This window comes from Bacillus sp. CECT 9360, assembly GCF_918741275.1.
Classification (GTDB): Bacteria; Bacillota; Bacilli; order Bacillales; family DSM-1321; genus Peribacillus.
Genome location: NZ_CAKKNA010000003.1, coordinates 308,075 through 333,983, shown reverse-complemented (window position 1 = coordinate 333,983; position 25,909 = coordinate 308,075). Strand labels below are relative to the sequence as shown.

Genomic DNA, 25,909 nt, shown 5'->3' with positions numbered 1-25,909 from the left:
CCATTTTGGATCTGTATAATAATGAAATCATTGCCTATGAAATGGGAAGAAACACAGAAACAATTTTAGTGATCAAAACTGTATACCAAGCTATTCAAAAAGAAAAGGATGTGCAAGGTGTCATCCTTCATAGCGACCGGGGAACACAATACACATCCAAACTTTATCAAGACACTCTGGAATCCTACGATATTAGGTCAAGTATGTCTCGATCAGGCAATCCTTTTGATAACGCCTGTATCGAAAGTTTCTTTTCTCATTTAAAAACGGAAGCGTTCTACCCTTATTCTGTACAAAGTATAGAAGATTTAGAAGTGAAATTACATCAATATATCCACCGTTATAATCATACGAGGAGACAAAAACGATTAAATCGACAATCTCCAGTAAACTATCGCAACCAGCAACTTGCATCGTAAGGAAATGGGTCCCTTACAGATGAAGGCACAAAGTAATTTGTAAAACACCACTTGATATGGAGCAACGCATGATACCCTTTTGGGGGAAGCTAGTTGGTGTTGCCAACTGCTTCCTAGCTCGTGAATCATGCGTGACGAGGCTCTATGTCAAGTGAATAAATGCAAAGAACCTAACTCTATAAATAAATAGGGAGCCATTTCCTAAAGGAAACAGCTCCGGTTTTTTTACATCTCCACATTTTGGGGTCTTGACCACCAATCGGTGAGCTTTCTTTTTATTATTTTTATCAGATCGTTCATAGGTAAAGTGCGCGAGATTGTTGTAACTCCTTTAGCTTAGCGGTCATAAATAATCTTTGAGAGCCTATTATGTACAGGAGCAATGTGTTTGCGAATATGTATTTTGGATATAGGATGAATAGAAATGCTGACATCATGAATGTCTTGTAGAAAAGGCAAGATTTATGTCATCTCTTTATACAAGTTAAAAACAGGGCGAAATAGCAAATTACAAGTATTAAGACTAAATCTGACACCACTCGTTTCGATAATTTTTGTTGAATGTTGTTGTTTTTGTGTTAAACTAAAAAAGGATATTTTAATTAAAACTTTAAGGAGCTGGGTATGGACAAGAATTTAATCATTGCCGTTTTTACTTCATTTATCACTGTCCTTCTTGTTACTCCGCTTGTGATGAAATTAGCTGTAAAAATCGGAGCCACGGATAAGCCAAACTCTAGAAAAGTTCACACCAAGCTTATGCCTAGGTTAGGTGGCTTAGCTATCTTTATTGGTGTTGCCGTTGGTTACTTTATATCTGGATTATATAATGAACACATCTATTCCATTACTTTGGGCGGAGTCCTGATCATTGCCCTTGGTGTGCTGGACGATAAATACGAAATATCTGCCAAAGTTAAATTGGCCGGACAACTTGCAGTAGCTGCCCTCATTGTTCAATCAGGACTTACAATTGATTTTATCCACATTCCTTTTGTAGACAAAATTGATGTTGGAATGTTATCCATTCCACTTACAATTATCTGGATAGTTGGCATTACAAATGCAATTAATTTGATTGACGGATTAGATGGCTTAGCGGCCGGAATTTCATCCATATGCATAGGAACGATTGCTTTTATGGCTGCCATGAATGGGAATATACTTATTTTTACTATCGCGATGGTTGTATTAGCAAGCACATTAGGGTTCTTGTTTTACAATTTTCATCCAGCGAAAATATTCATGGGTGATACTGGTTCATTATTCCTTGGATATATCATTTCTATCCTATCTTTATTAGGACTTTATAAAAGTGTTACCTTGTTCAGTTTTGTAGTCCCTATTATTATACTCGGAGTTCCTGTTTTTGATACAGCCTTTGCCATAATAAGAAGAATTGTGAATAAAAAGCCGATATCGGCACCGGATAAGTCGCATCTTCACCATAGAATAATGGCGCTTGGATTCTCGCATCGGGCAACTGTGCTAATTATTTATACCTTGGGAATTATATTCAGTGTCTGTGGAATTGTTTTTTCCAACGCAACGCTATGGGGTTCCATATTTATTATCGTAGGCATATTGCTTGTGACTTCACTGATAGCAGAGGTAATCGGGCTGGTAGGCGAGAAGTATAAGCCTATTATCAAGGTGTATAAGAAATTTGGTGGAAGAAACAACTGAGCTGTAGGTAATTCTAACCTACAGCTTTTTCAGTTAAACAACTTTAGGAAATCTTAGAAGGAGTTATTATGAATTCAACTCTAGTTATTCTATCTAACAGATATCCATACCCTCCTGGAGAGGAATTTTTAAAAGCGGAATTAGATGTATTGTCCAAACATTTTAAACGGATTTTTTTGATCCCAACCAATCGTTCGATTATATACGATCAAAAAACCCGCAAGGATGTTCCTGATAATGTAGAAGTAATTCACCTGTTTAAAGGGGATAAACGATCATCACTATCGAGAGTTATTGACATTATGAAGAGTACCAAAAATATGAAATGGTTCTGGGGAGAACTTTCCCATTCCATTCGTCATGGATTAAAGGCACCGCTAATCATGCTCAACCGTCTTGCCCTCGCTTGTGAGATAAAGAACAAACTTCAAAAAGCAATTCCTGATGGTTATGATTACATCTTTTACTCTTATTGGTTAACCCCTTCTGCATTGGCTCTTGCCATGCTAAAAGAGGATGAGAAAATTGACAAGGCCGTATCAAGGGTTCATGGCGGCGATTTATATGCGGAACGGCACAACCCTGCTTATATCCCATTTCAGGGTAAGGTGATCTCTGTCCTTGATCAAACATATTCCATTTCTGAAAATGGGTTGAATTATCTCATAAATAAACATAGTGATGTAGAAGATAAGCTGTCGGTGCAAAGGCTGGGGACAAAGTCTAAAGTTGAATATGATCAGCTTAACTGGGACAAGCAATCAGCTGTTCTCCGATTAGTGAGCTGTTCTTATTTAAAGCCTGTTAAAAGGATTCATTTGTTAGCTGATGCGTTGAAGCATTGTCATTTTCCTGTGGAATGGACACATATTGGAGATGGTCCGGAGCGTGCTAACATCGAAAAAATTGTGGCCACACTTCCCGAGCAGATAAAAGTGAACTTGTTAGGGAATAAAAATAATGATGAAATAATGGAGCTTTACCGCTCACTTGATTTTGATGTATTTGTAAACGTTAGTGAAAGTGAAGGGATCCCCGTGACAATCATGGAAGCCTTTAGCTTTGGGATACCAGTTGTGGCAACGGATGTAGGTGGTACATCCGAGGTTGTGAATGCTGATAATGGGATTCTGTTGCCAAAAGATCTTGAACCACTCGATATAGCAGCGCAGATTACACATTTTCACAACTTTTCTTTGGAAGAAAAGATTAAAAAGGGAAAAGCGGCTTATTCTACCTGGGATCATTCCTACAATGCAGAAAAAAATTACACGAAGTTCGCAACTTTGCTAAAAGATTAGAGGTTTTTCCAAAATGAGTGAACAGAAAAATACTTTTCTATCTAATAGTATTATTACCTTAACCAGACAGGTTGTTAGTATTGTCATAGGCCTGCTTTTGCTTATTATTATAGCTAGAGCTCTAGGGTCAAGTGGATATGGGAAGTATACATTAATAACCTATCTGCCGCTAATGCTGATGACTTTTCTTAACTTAGGTTTAAATACATCGACGATATATTTTGTCAGTAAAAAGGAGATAGAATTAAAAGAGGCATTTGTTACCAGCGTTGTATCCGCAATAGTGCTTGCTTTAGTTAGTATTGTGATCGGATTTTTCACTATTTTTCTTTTGGGGGACAGTGAATTTTCAGCTGTAGATTCCAGTTTGCTCTATCTTAGTCTTTGTGCTTTGCCTTTTATGTTTCTCATGATTTTTTTGCAAACAATCTTTCAAGGAATGCAAAACTTTAAATTGTTTAATACCGTGTTGGTTGTACAGCAATTTGGAACTTTGCTTCTCCTGATCCTGGTATTGTTTGTTTTTCAATTAGGTCTGAAAGGAGCCTTGCTCTCCTTTATTCTCGGCTATGTTTTATCTGTAATGTACAGCATTGTTATGCTGTTTAAAGTATATGAAATTGAATTTTCACTGCGTTACTTTTCTTGGAAATATATAAAGTTGTCCATTTCATATGGGCTTAAAGCCCATATTAGTAATATAATGACGTTCTTGAACTATCGGCTTGGGGTATTATTATTGGGGGTATTTGTTTCGCCTGCTTCAGTAGGTATCTATGTTGCAGCAGTGAATCTTGGTGAGAAGATATCGATTTTTTCCCAGTCCTTTTCTCAAGTATTGCTGCCCCGGATTGCCTCATCGAATCAGGAAGAGGACCGAAATAAAATAACCGCTATTGTTAGCCGATTTATTATGATATTCATCGTTTGTGTGAGCTTAGTGATCTTCCTTTTTTCAGACTTGATTTTTCATGTATTTGGTGAAGATTATCGCTCGAGTGCCCATATACTAAATCTGCTTTTACCTGGGCTTACGGTATTGGCGGTAGAAAAAATTCTCTCAAACGATTTAGCCGGCAGGGGACGGCCTGATTTGAATATGTATGTGTCCTTTGTCAATGTGGCATTAAATGTTGTCCTTAACCTACTTTTAATTCCTAGATATGGTATACAAGGAGCTGCTGTTTCTTCTTCTATTACATATATCATCAGCTTCATAATAAAAGTGATTCTTTATAAAAATGTCACAAAACAGCCAATAAAAGAATTTTTGCTTATTAAAGGCGCAGATATTACAATGGTAAAGGACTTAGCTAAAAGATTAAAAAGAAAGCCTGCTTAAATAATTCGTAGTTGAGGTGTAAAACGATGTCTGTCTTAATCACCGGAGGAGCCGGATTCATAGGAACGTTTACGAAGAATGTACTGAAAGAGCATGGGTATGAAGTGATTCTTGTCGATAATTTTATTACCGGAGATAGAAAAAACATTGAAAAAGAAGATATATTGATCGAAAAGGATATAAGGGAAGATGGCTTATTTGAGCAATTAAATGATTTTCAAATTGATTCGGTTATCCATCTTGCCGCCCAAACCAGTGTACCGGATTCCATTGATGACCCAGCATATGATTTGAGTGAAAATATCGAGGGTACCGTAAAAATGCTACAGCTCGCTAAGCGGTTAAATGCCAAGAAGTTTATTTTTGCATCTTCAGCAGCTGTCTATGGAGAAAATCCAGCCTGTCCTTTGAACGAAACGGAAGTTTTGGCGCCGACTTCTCCATATGGATTATCTAAGATGACCGGGGAACGTTATGTGCAGCTTTTATCCAAGCAATATGGAATCGATGCGACAATCCTTCGTTATGCTAACGTGTTTGGACCTAAGCAGTCTAAAGATGGAGAGGGCGGAGTAATTAAAATATTCATAGATAAACTGGGCAAAAACGAAACGCTCCAGATATTTGGGGATGGTGGACAAACAAGAGACTTTATTTATGTCGAGGACATTGCTTCTGCCCATCTGGCCGCTCTAAAGAATCCGGGCGGTGTATATAATGTCGGTACGAACACTGAGACATCAGTAAATAAATTAATCGATGTCTTAACGTCATTATCAGATGAATCCATGGATAAACAATATATGGAGCCACGTAAAGGGGACATTTATCGCAGCTGCTTGGATAATAGCCAAATCACGAAAGAACTTGCTTGGCAACCCAAATATTCATTTGAAAAAGGGCTCGAAAAAACATATGCAGCCTTTATTGAGAAAACGGTCAACTGAATGTGACGCGAAGTTAATATTTACAATATTAACTTCTATATAAATTTCGTGTAAGATAGTTCTGTATATAAATAGACAAAATTTGAAAGCAAAGGTGAAAGACATGATTCGTTTTGCAATCGTAGGTTGTGGCCACATTGCCAAAAAACACGCAGAAGCCATTATAAACAGTGAAGGTGCTTCGCTATTAGCGGTATGTGATACCATTGAAGAGAAAATGCAGCCTTTTGTCGAAGAATACAATATTAAAGGGTATACCAGCTTGGAAGAGCTGCTGGAAAATCCCGAAGTCGATGTAATAAATATTTGTACCCCGAGTGGGTATCACGCGAACATTGCTGTGCAAGCTGCGAGAGCCAAGAAGCATGTGGTTGTTGAAAAACCTATAGCCTTAACAATTGAAGATACTGATAAAATTATTCGTGCATGCAGTGACAATGATGTAAAATTAGCGGTGGTACATCCAAACCGTTTCCGTCCCGCTCTTATTAAATTGAAAAATTTAATGAAAGAAGGGCGATTCGGTAAACTAAGCCATGCTAATGCTACAGTTCGTTGGAATAGGAACCAGGAATACTACGACCAGGCTCCGTGGAGAGGTACTAAGTCATTAGATGGCGGAGTTCTCATGAATCAGGCGATCCATAACCTGGATTTGTTAGTATGGTTAATGGGTGATGTAGAAGAGGTCTTCAGTATGGATGCAACCCGACTTCGAGATATTGAAGCAGAGGATGTATCAGCCGGAGTCGTTCGATTTAAAAACGGTGCATTAGGTGTCGTGGAAGCGGCTGTAACGATCTATCCGAAAAATTTCGAAGAATCTATCAGCATATTTGGGGAACAGGGCACAATTAAAATCAGTGGACAAAACGCGAACTTTATCGAACATCTTGTTATGGAAGGTGTTTCACAAGAAGATGTAGAAGCAATGAAAGCTGAAATCAAGGCAGATCCGTTTGGAACACCGGGGCATCAAGCTATCATTGAGGATATGGTACTAGCTATTAAGGAAAATAGAGAGCCTGTCGTAACAGGAGAAGATGGAAAAAGAGCGTTACAGCTCGTCATTTCACTGTATGAATCAGCAGCATCTCATCAGCCTGTAAGAATAGGCTAACAAAGAATTAGGAGAAAAGAGGATAACCTTATGACAGAAAATAGTGAACTAAACCAAACAGCAAAAGAACTTTTAAATAAAATTGAAACCAGACAAGCAACCATTGGTGTTGTAGGACTTGGATATGTTGGGCTTCCGCTTGCCGTAGAAAAGGCTAAAGCTGGATACAAGGTCATTGGTTTTGATGTTCAGCAAAGCCGTGTAGACCAAGTAAACCAAGGGATTAACTATATTGGTGATGTTGTTGATGAGGAGCTTGCTGAAATTACTGCATCCGGCCAATTCATTGCGACGACTGATTATTCCTTAATTAAGGATGTGGATGCAGTTGCAATTTGTGTACCAACACCGCTTGATACGTACCAACAGCCTGACACCTCATATGTTGAAAGTTCAGGGAAAGAGATTTCCAAAAACCTCCACGCGGGGATGCTTGTTGTCTTAGAAAGTACTACGTATCCAGGAACTACAGAAGAAGTGTTAAAACCAATCCTTGAAAACACTGGCTTAAAAGTGGGAACGGACTTCTTCCTTGCTTATTCACCGGAACGCGTAGACCCTGGTAATAAACATTACAATACGAAAAATACACCAAAGGTAGTTGGCGGTATGACTCCTGCATGTACAGATATTGCAGCAGCTCTCTATAAGAGTGTTCTTGAAGGAGACGTACACCAGGTATCAAGTCCTGCGGTAGCAGAAATGGAAAAGATTCTTGAAAACACATTCCGCCACCTTAATATTGCATTAGCAAACGAAATGGCAATCTTATGTAATAAAATGGGTATTGATGTATGGGAAGTCATTGACGCTGCGGCAACTAAGCCTTACGGATTTATGCCATTCTATCCAGGTCCTGGACTAGGCGGACATTGTATTCCAATCGATCCGTTCTATTTAACATGGAAAGCCCGTGAGTATAACTACCATACTCGTTTAATCGAGCTTGCAGGTGAAATTAATAATGGAATGCCTGAATTCGTAGTAAACAAAGCAATGTACAGCTTAAATAACGAGGGTCTTGCACTAAGAGGTTCAAAAATCGCCGTACTTGGTGTAGCATACAAAAAAGATATTGACGATGTAAGGGAATCTCCGTCACTCCCGATTATTGAAACGCTTCTTAAAGAAGGGGCAGACCTAACCATCTGCGATCCACATGTTACATCATTTAAAGTGGATGGAAACCGGTTGGAAACAACTTCTCTAACAAAAGAAGTCATTGATGATGCTGATTTAATATTAATCCTTACAGATCACAGCGGATTTGATTATGAATTAATCAGCAAAAGCAATAAAGTAGTGTTCGACACAAGAAATGCGATGAAGAACTACACAAAACCAGAAAAATACGTAAAACTGTAAAATAATAGCGGGTTACAAGTAGCATAGGAGAGAGACTCTTCTATGCTGCTTATTCTTATACAGGTTAAGGTGATGTTATGAAATTTCTAACCGTAATCGGAGCCAGGCCACAATTTATAAAAGCAGCTCCAGTTTCTAGAGAATTAAGAAGCATACATAAAGAAATCTATGTTCATACCGGTCAGCACTATGACAAAAATATGAGTGATATCTTCTTTGATGAATTGAATATACCAAAGCCCGATTATCATTTAAATGTCGGTTCTTCTTCTCACGGTAAGCAGACTGCAACCATGCTCGGAGGAATTGAACAAATAATTATGGATGAAAAACCTGATTATCTGATGGTGTACGGCGATACAAATTCAACCCTAGCGGGAGCACTTGCAGCCGCAAAGCTTCATATCCCTGTTGTCCACGTAGAGGCTGGTTTAAGAAGCTTTAACAAAAAAATGCCTGAAGAAGTAAATCGGATCATGACAGACCATATCTCCGAGTATTTATTCTGTCCAACGGACACAGCTGTGCAAAATCTGCATAATGAAAACATCCGTGAAAAGGTGATTAATGTAGGGGATGTTATGTTTGACGCTGTCAGCTACAACCGGGCATTATCTGAAGACAAATCCGATATCTTAAACAGGCTGGGATTGGAGAAGGATTCTTATTATCTGATAACCATCCATCGAGCAGAGAATACGGATAATGAAACCAATATTAAAAATATCTTACATGCATTTTCGCAAATTGAAGGAAAAAAGGTGTGGCCGATTCACCCGCGCACTAAACATATCTTAAGCAACATGGGTATTGACTTAGCGACAATTCCGGGACTTCAAGTTATAGAACCTGTCGGTTATTTGGATATTCTTGCTTTAGAAGGCAGTGCCAAAAAAATATTGACTGATTCCGGCGGAATGCAAAAGGAAGCATACTTCTTGCAAATACCTTGTGTCACCCTTCGTGAACAGACAGAATGGGTAGAAACACTTGAAGACAACGCTAATATCTTAGTGGGTACGGATGTTCAGAAAATAGTAAACGCTATACACAAGAATGTAAGCCCGGCTTATAAAGACTATTTTGGGAATGGTTTTGCTTCCAAGAAAATATTGGAGCATTTCTAAAATGAGGTTGATATAAGATGAGAATTACACTTTTGAGCGAGAACTTCCCACCTGAGACGGGCGCACCACAAATCAGATTATATGAAATAAGTAAAGAACTCATTAAAAGAGGTTACCAGGTTGAAGTGATCACGGCGTTTCCTCACCATCCAAACGGAATCATTCCAGAAGAGTATCGAGGGAAATTCTATCAATTCGAAAACTATGAAGGAATCCCTGTCCATCGATCATGGATATACCCAAGTCCAAAGGGAAGTTTTTGGAAAAGATTGTTTTCCTATTTTTCCTTTACGTTTAGCGCTTTTTACTCTGTCTTAAAGGCTAATAAAACGGATGTTATCATTTGTACCTCACCTCCTTTATTTTTAGGGATAACAGGCTATTTTGCGTCGAAAATGAAGAAAGCCAAATTTGTATTTAATGTTGCTGATATCTGGCCTGAATCTGCAGTTGAACTAGGTCTTGTCACCAATAAACAATTCATAAAAATGGCGGAAATTCTCGAAAAATGGCTTTATAAGCGTTCCTGGAAAATTGCGACTGCAACTGAAGGGATTCAGCAATATATGATGAAGCAAGGCAAAAAACAAGAAGATGTGTTTATGCTACCTAATGGAGTGAATACAGAAACATTTACGCCCCAAGAGCCTGATCAGAGCTGGATCAACAAATTAGGTTTTCAAGACCACACAGTCTTCACATTTGCCGGAAGGATTGGTTATGCTCAGGGCCTTGATTCTATTCTACAGGCAGCCAAAATTCTCGAAATGGAGAATATTAAGGCTAAGTTTTTGATTATTGGAGAAGGACCGGAAAAAGAAAATTTAATCGCTTTGAAAGAAAAGCTAAATCTCCAAAACCTTGTTTTTCATGACGCGGTCCCGGTTACTGAAATGCCGACAATTTTTTCGGTTACCGATTTTTCTATTGTTTCTTTACGGAACATTGAGCTGTTTAAAGGCGCGAGGCCTTCTAAAATTTTCCCGGCACTTTCAAGCGGAGTTCCTGTCGTTTATTGCGGAGAAGGGGAAAGCGCCGAGCTAATCAAGAATAATCATTGCGGTGTCCTTGCCAAACCTGAAGACCCGGACTCCATTGCCGAAGCGTTTAAACATTGTGTTTCGATGAATGAACAGGAATACCATGAACTTTCTTCTTCTGGACGAGAATGGGTTGAAAAAGAATATTCTTGGAAGTTCATTGTGGATGATTTGCTAAAAAATATTAATCATTAATTATTCGTAAAGAGGCAGTGAAAAAATGAAAATTTGCCATATTACCTCTGTGCATTCAGCCAATGACACAAGAATCTTCATTAAAGAAAGCAGTTCTTTGAGTAAAGCGGGTCATGAAGTCTTCTATGTTGTCCCTAACACCGAAGAAGCTGTTCGAAATAATGTTAAGATTCTTAGCGTAACTTCCGAAGCAAGCGGACAGCTGGACAGGATGAGGAACACAACCAAAAAAGTATACCAAAAAGCGCTGGAAGTAGATGCGGATGTGTATCATTTTCACGATCCAGAATTGATTCCAATAGGATTAAAGCTTAAATCACATGGTAAAAAAGTGATTTATGATGTTCATGAAGATGTACCGGAACAGATTCTTTCGAAGCAATGGATACCTAAACCGATGCGAAAAACCATTTCAAAAGCGGTGAAAGGCTATGAGAAGTATGCTTCCAGAAAATTTGATGCTATTGTAACGGCGACACCGCATATCGCCAACCGTTTCAAAACATACAATGAACGGACGATAACGCTTCATAATTATCCTTTGCTCAATGAACTGGCGGTTGAAAGCCGCCAAATGATAGATTCTCCTAGAAATAATGCGCTTTATATTGGGGGAATCTATATACTCAGAGGGATTAAAGAAATGATACAATCAGTAGAGAAAGTGAATGAGGAAATTGATTGTAGACTAACACTTGCAGGTGAATTTGCCCCAAAAAGCCTTGAAGCTAATGTGAAGAGTATGAGTGGATTTGAGTTTACTGACTATCTTGGATTTTTAGACAGGCAGCAGGTGAAACAAGTACTGGCAGAGGCGAATATGGGCCTTGTTTTACTTCATCCTGAGCCTAGATTTGTTGTTTCCTTGCCTATTAAAATGTTTGAATACATGTCAGCAGGCTTGCCTGTTATTGCTTCTAACTTCCCACTATGGAAGGAAATTGTTGAGAAAAACAACTGTGGATTGTGTGTCGATCCGATGAATATAGAAGAAATCTCGGAAGCGATTAAATGGATCCTTTCAAACCCTGAAGAAGCAAAGATCATGGGAGAAAACGGCCGAAAAGCGGTTACTTCCATTTATAATTGGGAAAATGAAAGTGAAAAATTGATTCAACTGTATCAATCATTATAATAATAAATTTGAAAAGAGGTTTTACCATGAAAGTGACAATGTTAGATTTAACCGAGCAATACCAAGGTTTACGCGATGAAATGTTAAAGGCACTGGACGATGTTATGTCTAAGGCTCATTTTATCCTTGGTGATAACGTTAAAAAACTTGAAGCTGACGTAGCTAAATACAGCAATGTAAGCAATGGAATTGGTGTTGCTAATGGCAGCGATGCCATACATATTGCCTTACAGGCGTCCGGAGTGGGACCTGGAGATGAAGTAATTTGTCCTTCTTTTACTTTCTTTGCAACAGCTGGAGCAGTTGCGCGCGCGGGGGCTACACCTGTTTTCGCTGACATTGATCCAAGAACATTCAATCTTGACCCGGCAAGTCTTGAAAAAGCTGTAACGGATAAAACAAAAGCAGTCGTTGTCGTACATCTTTACGGACAAATGGCTGATATGGACGGCATAAATGAAGTTGCCAAAAAACATAATCTTGTTGTTATTGAAGATGCTGCACAAGCTATCGGCTCTAAATACAAAGGAAAAACAGTTGGTGAATTAGGAACTGCGGCAACTTACAGTTTCTTCCCGACTAAAAACCTGGGAGCATATGGAGACGCCGGAATGATCGTCACAGATGATGCTGAGCTGGCAGAAAAAATGCGCGTCATCCGAGTTCATGGAAGCAAACCAAAGTATCATCACCATGTATTAGGGTATAACAGCCGTTTGGACGAGCTTCAGGCTGCCATTCTGAATGTGAAGTTCCCTCACTTGGATACATGGAGCAAGCTTCGTCAAGAGAAGGCGAATACTTATACACAATTACTAAATGAAGCGGTTAATAATGAAGTAGTGACTCCGTTTATAGAGGAACATAACCATCATGTATTCCACCAGTACACAATCCGGGTTCAAAGAAGAGACGAACTACAAGCTTTCTTGAAGGAAAATGGAGTAGCGACAATGATTTACTATCCAAAGCCTTTACACTTACAGCCGGTATTTAATGAATTGGGCTATAAAGAGGGCGACCTGCCTGAAACGGAAAAAGCATGTGCGGAAGCCATTTCCCTGCCTATGTATCCGGAATTAAAGCAAGATCAGCAAGTATATGTTGTGAAGAAAATTGCTGAATTCTATAACAAATAAGAAGGGGGTTATTTTTCATGGAGCCTGCTGTAAAAGGAAATAACGTTGTAATAGGGAACAATGTTACGTTTGGAAAAAACGTAACAATTGGACACAATGTCATTATCTATGATGGAACGGTTATCGGCGACTACGTGATGATTCAGGACAATGTTGTAATTGGTAAACAACCTGCGAGAGCGAAAAACTCTATTCTCCCTGATGTGAAAACACTGCCACCGGCTAATATCGGATCTGGCTGTACGATAGGGACATCATCCATTATCTATGCGAATGCGAATATTGGAAATGATGTGTTCATTGCAGATTTAGCTACTGTTAGAGAGCGGGTTACAATTGGAGAGAAAACAATTGTCGGGCGTGGTGTAGCGGTAGAAAACGACTGTGAAATCGGACAAAAATGCAAGCTTGAAACGAACTGCTATATTACTGCTTACTCCAAGCTTGGTGATTCTGTATTTGTTGCACCGGGTGTTGTCACTACTAATGATAATTTCATGGCGCGTTCGAAGGAACGATATGATAAATTTAAGGGAATTACCATTAAAGATGGCGGAAGAATCGGAGCGAATTCAACGATTTTACCAGGAAAAACGATTGAAGAGGATGGAGCGGTTGGTGCTGGGAGTGTGGTTACGAAAGATGTTCAAAAGGAACAGCTAGTGGTCGGCACTCCTGCAAAGGTATTTCGTCAGGTCCCTGACACACAACTATTGAGGAATCAATAACAGATAATAGCAGGAGGATGAATTATTCATCCTCCTATATTAGGATATAACTAATGTTTGTGTATTTTTAAACGGATTCAAAGGAGACAGAGCATGGGAAATGTACTGCCAATGAAATTAATACAACAGATGTTCGTGGCGCTCATTTTATCAGTTGCACTAGGCTGGGGTGTGGTATATCACTTCGGAATTTTAGTAACGGCGATCGGTTTGCTTGCTGCTGGAATCTTGCTCCTGGTAATCCCATTTGTTATTAAGGAGTTAATAAATAGAGACTTGCTCGGCAAACTAATTATTTATCTTTTTGTGTTTTCGTCTTTTCTCGGGCCGGGAATATTGAGCATTAAATTTGGGCCAATATCTCTTTTTCCTTATAGACTATTACTGCCGTTTGCGGTACTTGCGGCGCTTTACTACTGGTTATTTAAAAAAGAAGAACATGCAATTATACATAGACAGCCTGTCACGCCTGTTATCCTCTTTTTACTAGCTTGGTTAAGTTATGGCTTGATTAGTTTACTGTGGGCGGAATCACCGCTAGACGGAGTAAAAGAATTAGTATTTTTAGGCTTGGGAATATTGTTAGTTCTTCTGTTTACTACATTTTTTAATCAGCAAAAAGACTATACAATGGTACTATACATATGGATTACAGCATTACTTTTTATCATTGCACTTGGATTTTGGAATCATTTTACCAAGCAGGCTTTGCCTGTTTCGAGAATGTATGATGCGCCTCTTTATATAAGAGGAAGGCCGACAGCTGTATTTAAGAATGAAAATGACCTTGCAAGCTTTCTTGCATTGAGTGTCTTTTTGCTCCTGCCATTGCTTCATTATAGCAAGAGATGGATTACGAAATTATTTGCTGTCTTTATGCTGCTTGCAAGCTTATATTTAATTAACGCCACCTTATCGAGAGCGAATTTGCTTGCCGTAATAATAGGAGCTGCATTTTGGTTTCTGTTCTTTACTTCAAAAAGGGAAAAGCGTTTTGTCCTATCCACAGTTGGATTGGCTGGTTTAGTTGGTGTTGTGCTTTTTTCTGATAAGATCTTATTTCTAGCAAATGATATGTTTCAATTAATTGTTAGCCTGTTTCAGCCTTCACAAGATCCTTCCGGTTCGAATGACATCAGGGTGAATTTAATTAAAAATGCTATGTTATTTTTATCGAACACGATTGGTTTAGGAATCGGAGCAGGGAATATTGAACATTTTATAGACTCCCATGCAAAATACTCCACCACGGGTACATTAAATCTTCATAATTGGTGGATTGAGATTCTCGTTCAATATGGATTGATTCCTTTTGCTGGTTATGTGATTATTTATATTTGGATGATCGTCACTTTATTAAGACTATTTTTTAAGTCATCAAACCAGCGAGATCGCGCACTCTCGGAAGCTCTTTGTACAGCTCTAGTTGTTTTCTCTTTGGCGAGCGTCAGCCCAAGCTCAATCATGACATTAAATTATTCATGGGTTCTATGGGCTTTTGCTATCGGATATATCAATTATCGTTACAAAAATGATCTAAAATTCAAAACAGAAGGAGCTATATAGAATGTATAACTCATTCAAGCAATATATACACAACATTGGTAGACGTGCAAAAAAATTAGTATGGCTACTAATCTTATTGCCGATTTTAACAGCGGGAGTAGCATATTTGCTTTCTGCGAACACCCCGACCTCTTATAAAGCAAGCACAACAATACTGCTAGGCAATTTTGAGAATACAGATGGGTTTACAAGCCCTACATACTTGCCGAAGTTAATTCCGTCCGAATACTTTCTAAGCAATTTAAATGAGAAGTATGATTTGGATATCAATCCAGCAGAAGCCAGCCGGTCACTTACGGTTACACAAGGTGAAGATAAGACCATTAATCTTACTTTGATAGGGAATGACAGGGAAGAAACGGAAAGAAAGTTGAGCAGTGTAACAGACGCGTTTCTAAAAGAAGGAACTGAACTATTCAGGAAAAAAGAAGAATTAATGGATAAAACAATTAACGATTTAAAGGCTGCCCAGGGACAACTATCTGATCCAGGCACTGCAACAGGTAATTTATATGAGGTACAGATGGATAAATACAATTCGAAAAACTCTGTATTATTCAAAGAGGTAACATCATCTCCTGTCAGTTTTATTTCACCTATGAACAAGGCGATTTTAGGTTTGATTTTAGGGTTATTCCTAAATATAGCTATCTTAGTCCTTCCTGAGATTTTCAGAAGGAAATAAGAAAAAGCACTTCCTGTTTTATATCCAGGAAGTGCTTTTTGTATAAGTGATCGCTAGCTGATTTATTTACTGTAATTCAGCATCTTCTTTAGTATCATCACTTTCGGTGGAATCTTCTGATGTGCCTGAGGCGTCTTCGGATAACAATTCAAGGTGTTTCTTTAGTTCAACCTTTAGAAGTTCCACTTCTTCTTCGTCAGGCTTGAAATAGTATACACCATTCATATAGTCATCTTCACCTTTAATTTCGAGCTGATCAATTTTAGACTTATTGAAGTTTTCATATTTGTTTCGAAACGCGAGTGCTTCTCCGATTGACATATTCGTTTCGATATTTTCTCCAACTACCTCGGAAATATTGTCAATTTTAGTTATTATTTTTGGTGAAGCAACCTTATCCACTAAGCCTGTTACAATTTGTCTTTGCCTAAAGTTGCGCCCAAAATCTCCTTGAGGGTCTTTTTTTCGCATTCTTGCATAAACAAGTGCTTCATCCCCGTTCAGGTTTTGCTCCCCTTTTTTAAAGTAATAGCGATTCCAGTCTCGGTCAATATCATTAAAGCTGAAAGGGACCTCTACATTCACGCCGCCCACTTCGTCAATAATCTTTTGGAATCCTTTAAAGTTCACCATAGCAAAATAATCAATGGGTATATCAAGGAAGCCTTCAACCGTTTCAATTGTTTCATCCCTGCCGCCAAAGGCGTAAGCATGGTTGATTTTATCCTGATTTTGTTTTCCAGGTATGTCGACTAAGGTATCACGAGGAATACTTACTAATTTCATGGTTTGATTTTTGGGGTTAAAGGTCGCAACCATAATGGTGTCCGATCTTCCCCGATCGTGTTCATCAGAATAGTCTTCAATGCCAAGAATTAAAACGGAGAATGGGTCATTAGAAACTTTGACTTGTTGGTCCCGCAAATTTGACTTTTCCCGACCATCAGCGTACGAGTTACTTATTGCTGAGTATGTGTTAAATATAAAAAATCCTGTATATCCGACTATGGAAATAATGGAAACTAAAAGAAGCAGTCTTATAAAACGTTTCCGTTTTCTCTTCTTTCTTTTTCTTATAATGACTCTACGAGTAGTAGATTCTTTATTGCTATTGTAAGGCATTCATTACCCTCTTTTCATTTTAGAATGTAAGTTGTAAATGAAGGATTGGTATGATAAACAAGCTAGGTTCTCTCTAGCTTCTGGTTTGTTTTATAAAAGCCGTTTTTACTTACAGTTTAGAAAACTCATTGATTAAATGCACCGTAATCTCAATTATCTCACCTTCCTGATAATTCGACAATAATTTATTATTAATTGTTAATAGATTACAAAAATTTTGGAGGAAGATTTGTCAGTGGGATAGATAATAAAAAAACCCGATTATAAAATCGGATTTTAGCGTTTTATTCAGAGGCTTCACTATTAATATCTACTTTTTCTCCTCGCAAGGAACGTTTCATTATCTTACTGCTTTCTTCAATAGAACTTTCATAAGGTATAAAATAAGCTGCTCCATTTATCGTTTGGTTCTCGCCTTCGAGATTGAGATCTTGGATTTGTCCACCTTCTATTTTCTTATACAGTCTGGCAAATTGCAGCATTTTAGAAGGTCGAATATTTGTTTTTACATTTTCGCCAAGGTCATTCATTACATCATCAACTTTTACAAGGGAACTAAAAGAAGTGCCTTTGCTGATAATGGCTTTAATCACTTGTTTCTGACGTTCATTTCTACCTTTGTCGTTATTAGGATCATTTTTTCTCATGCGCACATATGCCAGCGCTTCATTTCCGTTAAGCTCCATTGGACCCTTGTTAAAGGTTTTAAACTTATGTGAACCTGTTAAAACGCCTGTAAATGTAAAAGGAACGTTGACTTCTATGCCGCCTAATGAATCTACGATGTCTTCGAAGCCATCAAAATTGGTAGTCACATAATAATCAATTGGAACATCCATCAAATCTTCTGTAATTGATATAGTAGATCTAATTCCGCCCTTATAGCCATAGGTATGATTGATTTTTGTGTTATAGCCTTTTTCAGGAACGTACACACGGGAGTCTCTCGGGATACTAAGCATAAATATTTGCTTTGTTTTCGGGTTTATTGTGATCAACATCAGCACATCGGCTCGGCCTTCACCGCCGTCCTGATTCTCAATGCCTGCTAAAAGAATGGAGAAAGGTTCTTTAGAAATTTTCACATCTTCATCTCTATGATCAGGGAGATACTGTTCATATATTTTATCTGAAGCTAATCTAGAACTAGAAATAACATCATATCCCCAATAGCCTCCGACACCGATTATAGTAAGTAAGACTAAGAGTAGGAATTTTCTTAGCTTTTTTTTCTTTTTCCTTTTTTTAGTCCTTACAATTCGCGTTTTAACCATATATTTTCCTCGCTCGCTTTATAAGTGGAAAAGCATTTTTTGCATTATTCCAAACAACATACAATTCTAGCTTATTATAATATTGAAGTAAATAAAATGTTATCATGGGCTTAATGGTCGTTTTCCAAATATAACATATCTCCCTCGACAATGACGGCCTGACCATTCGTCATTTCCGTCATCCAGTCGATGAACTGCTGCTTTTGGCCTTCTTCGGCAAATGTTTGGATAATCACGTTATCCAGATACTCTATTTCTTTTATGTTATATGTCGATGAACGGAGCTCGTTTTCCAGCTTTCCGAGCCATGTATAATCCACTTTTGTATGCATCACACGCATTAGTTTGCGCTCGACGATGCCAGTTGCGTTGATTCCTTCAGAAGCAGATTTTCCGTAAGCGCGAATTAGGCCGCCGGCTCCAAGCTTGATGCCGCCGAAATAGCGGGTAATGACGACCGCTGTATCCTTCAGTCCTTTTTTCTTAATGACTTCCAGAATCGGAACCCCGGCTGTGCCGCTCGGTTCTCCATCATCGTTTGCTTTCTGGATCTGGTCATTTTCGCCGATCATGTACGCGGAGCAATTATGATTAGCATCATAATGCTTCTTCTTAATGGATGCAATGAATTGCTGTGCCTCTTCTTCTGTTTCAGCTCGGGTGACATGAGCGATGAAGCGAGACTTTTGGATAACGATTTCATGCATACCGTCTCCCTTGACTGTTAAATAACTTGGAAGCATGTCGGCCCTCCTCATGATTGCTCATATTCATAGAATATATTATAGAAGGATTCATGCGCGGAAACAAATATCAGTCTTTCGTAACAAAACAGTAAGGAGCTGTAAAGTAATTTTAATATAAAATGACTATCTTCATGCTATAATTAGTACACTCTTGAAGTATTAAGTACTATTTTGCAATAGTTAAATATACTTAAAAGAATATTTTTTGATGAATTTCGCAGGAAATTTATCCTCGTTCATCTACCATTCAAAGTTTTATGCTCGTATGATCATTCTTTTTGTCGGAAAAAGAAATAATCTACCATTTGCCTCATTCAGGTAGTATGCATTAGGATAAAAGTATGGTAGATAAACAGCTATCAAATGGATGTTTCTCATCCTGACATCATAGAGTAAATACATAAATACTACATAAAAAGGTGTAAAGTCAGCTGTCATGGCTCAGGAGGTTCATACATTTTTATCAGATGTCACTATAAAAGAACTCGCTGATTAAGGCGGATGTGTAGCTATACAGAGAGGAAAATGCTTACTCTTTCCTTTTTGCCAAAAACAATTATTCAACATTAATGACTTCTGTTGGACCAAAACGGAGGAATCTGTATGGCCGTTAAAAAAGTAGATGCCAAAGCGCTTGATGAAATTTTGGAAACCATGGTAGGAACGGTTGGCGATAGTAAGAGTGAGATTTTTGAAATTGAAGAACAATGCCGCCGTGATTATGTCGATTTAACACAAGAACTGGGAGATATCAGAAAAAAGGTAGCATTTATTATCAGTGAGGGAGATGCGCTTGAGGCTAAGGCACGATACTCCAGAAAAAAATTGTCTGAAGTGAGTATGCATTTCAATCAATTCTCTGAAGAAGAAGTCCGCGATGCCTACGAAAAAGCGCATCAGCGTCAAGTAGAGCTGCAAATGAATCGTCAGCTGGAAAAGGATTTAAGATGCCGCCGGGATGAATTGGAGCGGAGGTTAAGAGGCCTACAACAGACGATCGAACGGGCAGAGACGCTTGTTTCCCAAATATCGGTTGTCTTGAATTACCTGACTAGGGATTTAAAGCAGGTAGGTGAAGTTCTCGAGGATGCCCGGCGCAGGCAGGATTTTGGTTTGAAAATCATCGTAGCCCAGGAAGAGGAAAGAAAGAAACTCTCGAGGGAGATTCACGATGGACCGGCACAGATGCTGGCCAATGTGATGATGCGCTCTGATTTGATAGAACGCGTATACCGGGAGCGCGGAGGCGATGAGGCTTTAAGTGAAATCCGCAGTATGAAGACGATGGTTCGAAGTGCCTTGTATGAGGTGCGTAGAATTATTTACGACTTACGCCCTATGGCTCTCGATGACTTAGGGTTAATTCCGACCCTCAAAAAATATCTCCAGACGACCGAAGAGTATAACAACGGTATCGATCTGGAATTCACAAACCTTGGCGAGGAAAAAAGGCTGCCTTCGGAAATGGAGGTTGCGCTGTTCCGCCTGATTCAGGAAGCAGTGCAAAATGCCCTCAAGCATGCGGAACCAAGCTATATACATGTCAAATTATCCATGACAAAGGAATTGATTACAGTTTCGGTTAAGGATGATGGCAAAGGTTTCGATTCTTCAATGGAAAAGGAAGGATCTTTCGGTTTGATGGGAATGAAAGAAAGAGTAGAACTGCTCGATGGGGAAATGACAATCATATCTCATCCCGGAGCGGGGACAATCGTAACAATTAAAGTGCCATTGGAACAATAAATCAGTCCTACTAGTAAAAGAAAAATAAAAGTACTAACTAAGTAAGGGGGCGCATTCGTTGAGAACTAATATTGTTATTATTGATGACCATCAACTTTTTCGCGAAGGCGTAAAGCGAATTTTGGATTTTGAATCATCTTTTCAAGTGGTTGCAGAAGGCGACGACGGAAGCGAGGCCATGGATCTCGTAGAACAAAATAACCCGGACGTGGTGATCATGGATATCAACATGCCAAACATAAACGGTGTCGAGGCTACGAAAATGCTCGTTGAACGTCATCCGGAAACAAAGGTAATCATCCTATCTATTCATGATGATGAAAACTATGTGCAGCATGCATTAAAAACAGGTGCTTCCGGTTATCTTTTAAAAGAAATGGATGCCGACGCTCTGATTGAAGCGGTAAAAGTCGTCGCAGACGGGGGCTCCTATCTGCATCCAAGGGTAACCCACAATTTGGTCCGAGAATATCGCAGATTGGCTTCAGACGAAAATTCCGGCGGCGATTCGTTGAAAACGCCAGAAATCAGAAGACCGCTGCACTTACTGACACGCCGCGAATGCGAAGTGCTCCAGCTTCTAGCAGACGGAAAAAGCAACCGTGGCATCGGGGACTCCTTATACATAAGTGAAAAAACCGTAAAGAACCACGTCAGCAATATTTTGCAAAAAATGAATGTGAACGATCGTACACAGGCTGTTGTCATGGCTATTAAAAATGGCTGGGTCGAAGTGAAATAATTAGAGAGAGTTGCACAGTTTTGTGCAACTCTTTTTTTACGAAGGGATGCTAAGGTGATTAGTATATATAGAGAGTTACTTTTGACTGGAAGTCTTCTAGGAAGTGTTATCTTGAAAGCGGCCTTCTATGTTTATTATCGAAGTTTGAGGTATATCACCGAAGTCTGGGATTTATCATCGGAATTTGAGGTATATCACCGAAGTCTGGGATTTATCACCGGAATTTGAGATATCACCGAAATCTGGGATTTATCACCGAAATTTGAAATATATCAACGAAATCTAGGATATATCACCGAAACTTGAGATATATCACCGAAATTTAAGATATCACCGAGATTGAGGATTTATCATCGGAATTTAAGATATATCACCGAAATCTAGGATATCACCGAAATTTGAAATATCACCGAGATTGAGGATTTATCATCGGAATTTGAGATATATCAACGAAATCGGGGATTTATCACCGAAATTTGAGATATATCACCGAAATTTGAGATATCACCGAAATTTGAAATATATCACCGAGATTGAGGATTTATCACCGAAAACTGAAATATATCACCGAAACCAATATAGCAACGAAATCAAATACATATTTACATAATTAATAGAACTAGTTAATGCAAGTCGGGGCAATTTCAGCTAAAATGATGAATATGTTATTAGAAGAAAATCTTTTAATAAGGATGGTTTTTATTTGATGAAAACGGCAGTCGTAACAGACAGTACTGCATATATACCTAAGGAAGTTCGCGATAAGTATCATATACATATGATTCCACTCAATGTGATTATAGGCCAGGAGGCATACAGAGAGGAAATCGATTTATCGGCAGATGATTTTTATGAAGAAATTAAAAGGGCTGACAAGCTGCCGACGACTTCACAGCCATCAGTTGGTCAGTTTGTCGAACTGTTTGAGGAACTGTCAAAGAAATATGATGCGGTGATATCTGTACATTTGTCGAGCGGCATTAGCGGTACATACCAGGGTGCGATTACAGCAGGAGAAATGGTCGACGGGCTTGAAGTCCGCGCTTTTGATTCAGAAATAAGCTGCATGGTGCAGGGGTTTTACGCAATTGAAGCAGCTCAAATGGCACTGGACGGAAAAGAGCCATCAGAAATAATCGCGAGGTTGGATGAAATCCAAAAATCTGTACGGGCATATTTCATGGTCGATGACCTTACCAACCTGCAAAGGGGAGGACGCTTAAGCAGCGCCCAGGCTCTGATCGGGAGCCTGCTCCAGGTCAAGCCACTGCTTCACTTTCAAGATAAGGTCATTGTTCCTTTTGAAAAAATACGTACCCGCAAAAAAGCAATGAAGCGTATTGTGGACTTGCTTACAGAAGCTACGTCAGAAGGCGGTCAATATAAAGCAGTTATCATCCATGCCAAACGTGAACAAGAAGCGAAGCAATGGCAAGCTGAAATCGAAGCGGAGTTGCCGAATATAGAATTTGATATCGGTTATTTCGGGCCCGTCATCGGCACTCATCTCGGTGAAGGCGCGATGGGGTTGGGTTGGTATAAGGTTAATTAATATATGCAGCGTTCCTCCCTAGTGGTGGGGCGTTTTTTCATGAAAAATCATTCATAGGAACTGTTGCTTCTTCAACTTTCTGCTCCGAAAGATAAAAGAAAAAAGGTTTTTAAGCTTAGAAATCGAATATTATGAATAAGAATTTCTAAGGAGGCTGTTAAACTCTGAACCTATTTGAAAGTATTTTTTCTTCGATAAAAACCCCATCGGCTTATTCATTTATGGCAAACTCCACTTCACTAAATCCTTCCTACTCCTTTTCTGAAGAACTTCAAAAGCATCTATACGGCCGCTTATTGCTTCTTGATGAAATCTCGTTCCCTGAGGAATTACTCTCTGACCACATCAAAAACGGTTATATCTCTACAATGCCAGGAATTAAACAAATTGAGTCACAGCATCACTGCTCGCGCTGCGGCAATAATGATCATGCTATGTTTTACCGTTTCCCCTGCAGTTGCTGTGGCAAGAAATGCGCCTATTGCCGGGCGTGTATCATGATGGGCAGGATAAGTGAGTGCAGCAAGCTTTATTTCTGGAGCGGTCCCGGTTTCTCTTTTGAGATTCTGACAGAAGTCATGGCATGGGCTGGTTCTCTGTCAGAGGGACAGAAAATTGCCTCCGAGCGAGTGATTGACGCCGTCAACAACAATGAAGAGTTGCTAGTCTGGGCAGTATGCGGCGCGGGCAAAACCGAGGTTCTGTTTGAGGGGGTTGAAGCAGCTCTGCGTTCAGGAAAAAGGGTCTGTATAGCAACTCCCCGGACGGATGTGGTACTAGAACTTGCGCCGCGTTTGAAAAGCGCCTTCCCGCAAATTGAGGTTGCTGCCCTCTATGGAGGAAGTGATGACCGCCATCTCCTGGCTCCACTCACAGTCACGACGACGCATCAGCTATTCCGCTTCCACAACGCCTTCGATACGATCATTATTGACGAAGTAGACGCCTTTCCCTATTCAATGGACAGTTCGCTTCAATTTGCCGTAAGGAAAGCAAAAAAGAACATTTCCATCATCATTTATTTAACCGCAACTCCTTCTAAAGAAATGCAAGCTGACTATGAAAATCAAAAACTAATAGGTGTCACCATCCCAGCCCGCTACCATCGACATCCCATTCCTGCACCTTTGATGAAATGGTGCGGCAACTGGAAAAGGGAATTCGAGAGAAACAGAATTCCGAATGTCATTGCAGATTGGGTAAGCCTTCGCCTTCAACTAAAAACCCCGTTCTTATTATTTTTTTCGAGTATAAAGGTGATGGAACAAGCCCTCTCTTTATTACAAAGCCTGGATAATGAATTGCAGTCGGTGCACTCACAGGATCCGGAACGAAAAGAAAAAGTTACGGCGCTTAGAGAAGGGCGAATCTCGGGTTTGCTGACGACTACGATATTGGAACGAGGCGTAACGATTCCAAAACTGGATGTGGCCGTAATAGGTTCGGAACATCCGGTATTTAGCGAAAGTGCTCTTGTTCAGATTGCGGGAAGGGTCGGCAGGAGTGAAAAAAATCCGGAAGGTGACATCACATTTTTTCATTATGGAAAGAGCAACAACATGATAAGAGCCATCGGCCATATCGGCAGAATGAATAAAGAAGCCGAAAAGAGAGGGCTGCTCGATGTTTAAGCAGAAAAAGTGCTTAATTTGTACAGAAGAAATTAAGACTCCTTTTACATGGAAAACCATATGGGTTGAAACGGAGGATGAGGTTATTTGTGAAACATGTAAAGGAAAGCTGTCCTTTATTTCAGGAGCGACGTGTCGGATTTGTTCCAGGGAACTTCTTGATGAGAAATATCGACAGGGGGAGCTTTGTTTTGACTGTGTCAGGTGGGAAGGTGACAGCGAATGGGGTGGGTATCTAATGAGGAATACCTCCGTCTTCAACTACAATGAGTTTATGAAAGAGCTCATCGCCAAATTCAAGTATCGTGGAGATTATGCACTTGCTGAAGTTTTTGCCCCGTATGTGAAGACGAAATTATTGAATGCCCACTTTGATCTAATTGTTCCCATACCGCTGAGCGAAGAACGATTAAAAGAACGCGGCTTCAATCAGGCAAGGGCGTTAGCAGAGATGGCTCATCTCGAAATCGAGGATATTTTAATGAGAATGCACTCAGAAAAGCAATCGAAGAAGTCGAGAAAAGAACGAATTAGCCTGGCACAAGTTTTTCATGTTAAAGGCAATCAAGATTCTATTACAAATAAAAAGATTATGCTGCTCGATGATATTTATACAACAGGATCGACGTTGAGACAGGCGGCGAAGGCTCTTGTGAAGGCCGGTGCAGCAGAAGTTTCCTCATTAACATTGGCTCGCTGAATTTTTTTAAAATAAATCGTGAAATATCTAAATTTTTCCTATTGATTGTTCGATATAATATAATGATGATAGAGATGAAGGTTTTCCACGTAAGGGGGATTAAACAATGGAGTTAACCAACTGTTCAAATTGTGATACGCTTTTTGTGAAAAGTAAATTCCGCGATGTTTGCGAGTCTTGCTATAAAGAAGAAGAAAAGAAATACGAGAAGGTTTACCAATTCATCCGGAAGCGGGAAAACCGTTCGGCATTGATGCCGCAAGTAGTGGAAGCCACAGGTGTCGATGAGGATTTGATTATTAAGTTTATCAAAACCGGCAAGCTAAGAGTTTCGCAATTTCCCAACTTGGGAACGCCATGCGAGAAATGCGGAAAGATTACACAGAACGGAAGAATGTGTGATGAATGCAGCGGCAGCCTTCGTTCAGAATTAAAGCAATTCGAAAAAGAAGAAGCCCGCCGTCTTGAGATTAAAAAAAGGGATAAAAGTACCACTTATTATACACGTAAGAACTAAATGGTAAGAAATTCATGCGGATTTATAGGTCGTTGGATGGATGAAAATTCAAAATAGCGTCTTGAAATAGCACAAAAGTCTTTG

24 protein-coding genes are annotated in these 25,909 nt (G+C 39.3%); 21 read left to right on the top strand and 3 right to left on the bottom strand.

Features of this window, described 5'->3' with window-relative positions; all coding sequences use genetic code 11:
* The 14 genes from LQ216_RS05505 to LQ216_RS05440 form a co-directional block, all read left to right on the top strand.
* A partial coding sequence (locus LQ216_RS05505; RefSeq protein WP_230127473.1) for an IS3 family transposase occupies nucleotides 1-419 on the top strand: 419 nt, incomplete at its 5' end.
* Between the two features lie 624 nt (nucleotides 420-1,043).
* On the top strand, nucleotides 1,044-2,105 hold the full coding sequence (locus tag LQ216_RS05500) for an MraY family glycosyltransferase (protein ID WP_230127471.1): 1,062 nt from the start codon (nucleotides 1,044-1,046) through the stop codon (nucleotides 2,103-2,105).
* Between the two features lie 68 nt (nucleotides 2,106-2,173).
* Nucleotides 2,174-3,406, top strand: a complete 1,233-nt coding sequence (locus LQ216_RS05495; protein WP_230127469.1) for a glycosyltransferase — start codon at nucleotides 2,174-2,176, stop codon at nucleotides 3,404-3,406.
* Nucleotides 3,407-3,419: 13 nt separating this feature from the next.
* Entirely contained in the window at nucleotides 3,420-4,748 is a 1,329-nt protein-coding gene (locus LQ216_RS05490) for an oligosaccharide flippase family protein (RefSeq protein WP_230127467.1), read from the top strand.
* Between the two features lie 26 nt (nucleotides 4,749-4,774).
* Nucleotides 4,775-5,695 carry an NAD-dependent epimerase/dehydratase family protein gene (locus tag LQ216_RS05485; protein ID WP_230127465.1) on the top strand — a complete coding sequence of 307 codons (921 nt, stop codon included), beginning with the start codon at nucleotides 4,775-4,777 and terminating at the stop codon, nucleotides 5,693-5,695.
* Between the two features lie 103 nt (nucleotides 5,696-5,798).
* The gene (locus LQ216_RS05480; RefSeq protein WP_230127463.1) at nucleotides 5,799-6,815 is read left to right on the top strand and encodes a Gfo/Idh/MocA family oxidoreductase; all 1,017 of its coding nucleotides are present in this window, start codon (nucleotides 5,799-5,801) and stop codon (nucleotides 6,813-6,815) included.
* Nucleotides 6,816-6,845: 30 nt separating this feature from the next.
* Nucleotides 6,846-8,180, top strand: a complete 1,335-nt coding sequence (locus LQ216_RS05475) for a nucleotide sugar dehydrogenase (protein WP_230127461.1) — start codon at nucleotides 6,846-6,848, stop codon at nucleotides 8,178-8,180.
* A gap of 77 nt (nucleotides 8,181-8,257) precedes the next feature.
* Nucleotides 8,258-9,307, top strand: a complete 1,050-nt coding sequence (gene wecB / locus LQ216_RS05470; RefSeq protein ID WP_230127459.1) for a UDP-N-acetylglucosamine 2-epimerase (non-hydrolyzing) — start codon at nucleotides 8,258-8,260, stop codon at nucleotides 9,305-9,307.
* A 17-nt stretch (nucleotides 9,308-9,324) separates the two neighbouring features.
* The gene (locus tag LQ216_RS05465; RefSeq protein WP_230127457.1) at nucleotides 9,325-10,542 is read left to right on the top strand and encodes a glycosyltransferase family 4 protein; all 1,218 of its coding nucleotides are present in this window, start codon (nucleotides 9,325-9,327) and stop codon (nucleotides 10,540-10,542) included.
* A 25-nt stretch (nucleotides 10,543-10,567) separates the two neighbouring features.
* Nucleotides 10,568-11,677: a glycosyltransferase family 4 protein gene (locus LQ216_RS05460; RefSeq protein ID WP_230127455.1), complete on the top strand. Its 1,110-nt coding sequence runs from the start codon at nucleotides 10,568-10,570 to the stop codon at nucleotides 11,675-11,677.
* 26 nt (nucleotides 11,678-11,703) lie between these two features.
* Entirely contained in the window at nucleotides 11,704-12,816 is a 1,113-nt protein-coding gene (locus LQ216_RS05455; RefSeq protein WP_230127454.1) for a DegT/DnrJ/EryC1/StrS family aminotransferase, read from the top strand.
* Nucleotides 12,817-12,833: 17 nt separating this feature from the next.
* Entirely contained in the window at nucleotides 12,834-13,544 is a 711-nt protein-coding gene (locus tag LQ216_RS05450; protein WP_230127452.1) for an acyltransferase, read from the top strand.
* A gap of 93 nt (nucleotides 13,545-13,637) precedes the next feature.
* Nucleotides 13,638-15,110 (top strand): O-antigen ligase family protein, encoded by a 1,473-nt coding sequence (locus tag LQ216_RS05445; protein ID WP_230127450.1) that lies wholly within the window; start codon nucleotides 13,638-13,640, stop codon nucleotides 15,108-15,110.
* A 1-nt stretch (nucleotide 15,111) separates the two neighbouring features.
* The gene (locus LQ216_RS05440) at nucleotides 15,112-15,795 is read left to right on the top strand and encodes a hypothetical protein (protein WP_230127448.1); all 684 of its coding nucleotides are present in this window, start codon (nucleotides 15,112-15,114) and stop codon (nucleotides 15,793-15,795) included.
* 66 nt (nucleotides 15,796-15,861) lie between these two features.
* Here the strand turns inward: LQ216_RS05440 and LQ216_RS05435 are convergent, their stop codons facing one another.
* The 3 genes from LQ216_RS05435 to LQ216_RS05425 form a co-directional block, all read right to left on the bottom strand.
* Nucleotides 15,862-16,917 carry an LCP family protein gene (locus LQ216_RS05435; protein WP_230127446.1) on the bottom strand — a complete coding sequence of 352 codons (1,056 nt, stop codon included), beginning with the start codon at nucleotides 16,915-16,917 and terminating at the stop codon, nucleotides 15,862-15,864.
* A gap of 284 nt (nucleotides 16,918-17,201) precedes the next feature.
* Nucleotides 17,202-18,191, bottom strand: a complete 990-nt coding sequence (locus LQ216_RS05430; protein WP_230127445.1) for an LCP family protein — start codon at nucleotides 18,189-18,191, stop codon at nucleotides 17,202-17,204.
* 110 nt (nucleotides 18,192-18,301) lie between these two features.
* Nucleotides 18,302-18,934, bottom strand: a complete 633-nt coding sequence (locus LQ216_RS05425; protein WP_230127443.1) for a YigZ family protein — start codon at nucleotides 18,932-18,934, stop codon at nucleotides 18,302-18,304.
* A 606-nt stretch (nucleotides 18,935-19,540) separates the two neighbouring features.
* Between LQ216_RS05425 and LQ216_RS05420 the strand changes: the two genes are divergently transcribed.
* The 7 genes from LQ216_RS05420 (at nucleotide 19,541) to LQ216_RS05395 (ending at nucleotide 25,825) form a co-directional block, all read left to right on the top strand.
* On the top strand, nucleotides 19,541-20,683 hold the full coding sequence (locus tag LQ216_RS05420; RefSeq protein WP_230127441.1) for a sensor histidine kinase: 1,143 nt from the start codon (nucleotides 19,541-19,543) through the stop codon (nucleotides 20,681-20,683).
* 58 nt (nucleotides 20,684-20,741) lie between these two features.
* A complete protein-coding gene (locus LQ216_RS05415) occupies nucleotides 20,742-21,425 on the top strand; it encodes a response regulator transcription factor (RefSeq protein WP_230127439.1) in 684 nt (227 codons plus the stop codon).
* A gap of 706 nt (nucleotides 21,426-22,131) precedes the next feature.
* Nucleotides 22,132-22,977 carry a DegV family protein gene (locus LQ216_RS05410; RefSeq protein WP_230127505.1) on the top strand — a complete coding sequence of 282 codons (846 nt, stop codon included), beginning with the start codon at nucleotides 22,132-22,134 and terminating at the stop codon, nucleotides 22,975-22,977.
* Nucleotides 22,978-23,198: 221 nt separating this feature from the next.
* Nucleotides 23,199-24,608 (top strand): DEAD/DEAH box helicase, encoded by a 1,410-nt coding sequence (locus tag LQ216_RS05405; protein ID WP_230127437.1) that lies wholly within the window; start codon nucleotides 23,199-23,201, stop codon nucleotides 24,606-24,608.
* Nucleotides 24,609-24,697: 89 nt separating this feature from the next.
* Nucleotides 24,698-24,847 carry a hypothetical protein gene (locus tag LQ216_RS20465; RefSeq protein ID WP_354958487.1) on the top strand — a complete coding sequence of 50 codons (150 nt, stop codon included), beginning with the start codon at nucleotides 24,698-24,700 and terminating at the stop codon, nucleotides 24,845-24,847.
* Nucleotides 24,847-25,308: a ComF family protein gene (locus LQ216_RS05400; RefSeq protein WP_354958485.1), complete on the top strand. Its 462-nt coding sequence runs from the start codon at nucleotides 24,847-24,849 to the stop codon at nucleotides 25,306-25,308. The genes LQ216_RS20465 and LQ216_RS05400 overlap by 1 nt, the downstream gene beginning before the upstream one ends.
* Nucleotides 25,309-25,414: 106 nt before the next feature.
* A complete protein-coding gene (locus tag LQ216_RS05395) occupies nucleotides 25,415-25,825 on the top strand; it encodes a TIGR03826 family flagellar region protein (RefSeq protein ID WP_230127434.1) in 411 nt (136 codons plus the stop codon).
* The last annotated feature ends 84 nt before the right edge of the window (nucleotides 25,826-25,909 follow it).

What these genes read in the sequence shown, in the direction of transcription:
- LQ216_RS05500 (WP_230127471.1), top strand. Translation starts at nt 1,044, where the DNA reads ATGGACAAGAATTTAATCATTGCCGTTTTTACTTCATTTATCACTGTC.
- LQ216_RS05420 (WP_230127441.1), top strand. Translation starts at nt 19,541, where the DNA reads ATGGCCGTTAAAAAAGTAGATGCCAAAGCGCTTGATGAAATTTTGGAA.
- LQ216_RS05400 (WP_354958485.1), top strand. Translation starts at nt 24,847, where the DNA reads ATGAGGAATACCTCCGTCTTCAACTACAATGAGTTTATGAAAGAGCTC.
- wecB (WP_230127459.1), top strand. Translation starts at nt 8,258, where the DNA reads ATGAAATTTCTAACCGTAATCGGAGCCAGGCCACAATTTATAAAAGCA.
- LQ216_RS05480 (WP_230127463.1), top strand. Translation starts at nt 5,799, where the DNA reads ATGATTCGTTTTGCAATCGTAGGTTGTGGCCACATTGCCAAAAAACAC.
- LQ216_RS05445 (WP_230127450.1), top strand. Translation starts at nt 13,638, where the DNA reads ATGGGAAATGTACTGCCAATGAAATTAATACAACAGATGTTCGTGGCG.
- LQ216_RS05465 (WP_230127457.1), top strand. Translation starts at nt 9,325, where the DNA reads ATGAGAATTACACTTTTGAGCGAGAACTTCCCACCTGAGACGGGCGCA.
- LQ216_RS05405 (WP_230127437.1), top strand. Translation starts at nt 23,199, where the DNA reads ATGGCAAACTCCACTTCACTAAATCCTTCCTACTCCTTTTCTGAAGAA.
- LQ216_RS05485 (WP_230127465.1), top strand. Translation starts at nt 4,775, where the DNA reads ATGTCTGTCTTAATCACCGGAGGAGCCGGATTCATAGGAACGTTTACG.
- LQ216_RS05490 (WP_230127467.1), top strand. Translation starts at nt 3,420, where the DNA reads ATGAGTGAACAGAAAAATACTTTTCTATCTAATAGTATTATTACCTTA.
- LQ216_RS05410 (WP_230127505.1), top strand. Translation starts at nt 22,132, where the DNA reads ATGAAAACGGCAGTCGTAACAGACAGTACTGCATATATACCTAAGGAA.
- LQ216_RS05495 (WP_230127469.1), top strand. Translation starts at nt 2,174, where the DNA reads ATGAATTCAACTCTAGTTATTCTATCTAACAGATATCCATACCCTCCT.
- LQ216_RS05455 (WP_230127454.1), top strand. Translation starts at nt 11,704, where the DNA reads ATGAAAGTGACAATGTTAGATTTAACCGAGCAATACCAAGGTTTACGC.
- LQ216_RS05450 (WP_230127452.1), top strand. Translation starts at nt 12,834, where the DNA reads ATGGAGCCTGCTGTAAAAGGAAATAACGTTGTAATAGGGAACAATGTT.
- LQ216_RS05440 (WP_230127448.1), top strand. Translation starts at nt 15,112, where the DNA reads ATGTATAACTCATTCAAGCAATATATACACAACATTGGTAGACGTGCA.
- LQ216_RS05430 (WP_230127445.1), bottom strand. Translation starts at nt 18,191, where the DNA reads ATGGTTAAAACGCGAATTGTAAGGACTAAAAAAAGGAAAAAGAAAAAA.
- LQ216_RS05425 (WP_230127443.1), bottom strand. Translation starts at nt 18,934, where the DNA reads ATGCTTCCAAGTTATTTAACAGTCAAGGGAGACGGTATGCATGAAATC.
- LQ216_RS05460 (WP_230127455.1), top strand. Translation starts at nt 10,568, where the DNA reads ATGAAAATTTGCCATATTACCTCTGTGCATTCAGCCAATGACACAAGA.
- LQ216_RS05395 (WP_230127434.1), top strand. Translation starts at nt 25,415, where the DNA reads ATGGAGTTAACCAACTGTTCAAATTGTGATACGCTTTTTGTGAAAAGT.
- LQ216_RS05475 (WP_230127461.1), top strand. Translation starts at nt 6,846, where the DNA reads ATGACAGAAAATAGTGAACTAAACCAAACAGCAAAAGAACTTTTAAAT.
- LQ216_RS05435 (WP_230127446.1), bottom strand. Translation starts at nt 16,917, where the DNA reads ATGCCTTACAATAGCAATAAAGAATCTACTACTCGTAGAGTCATTATA.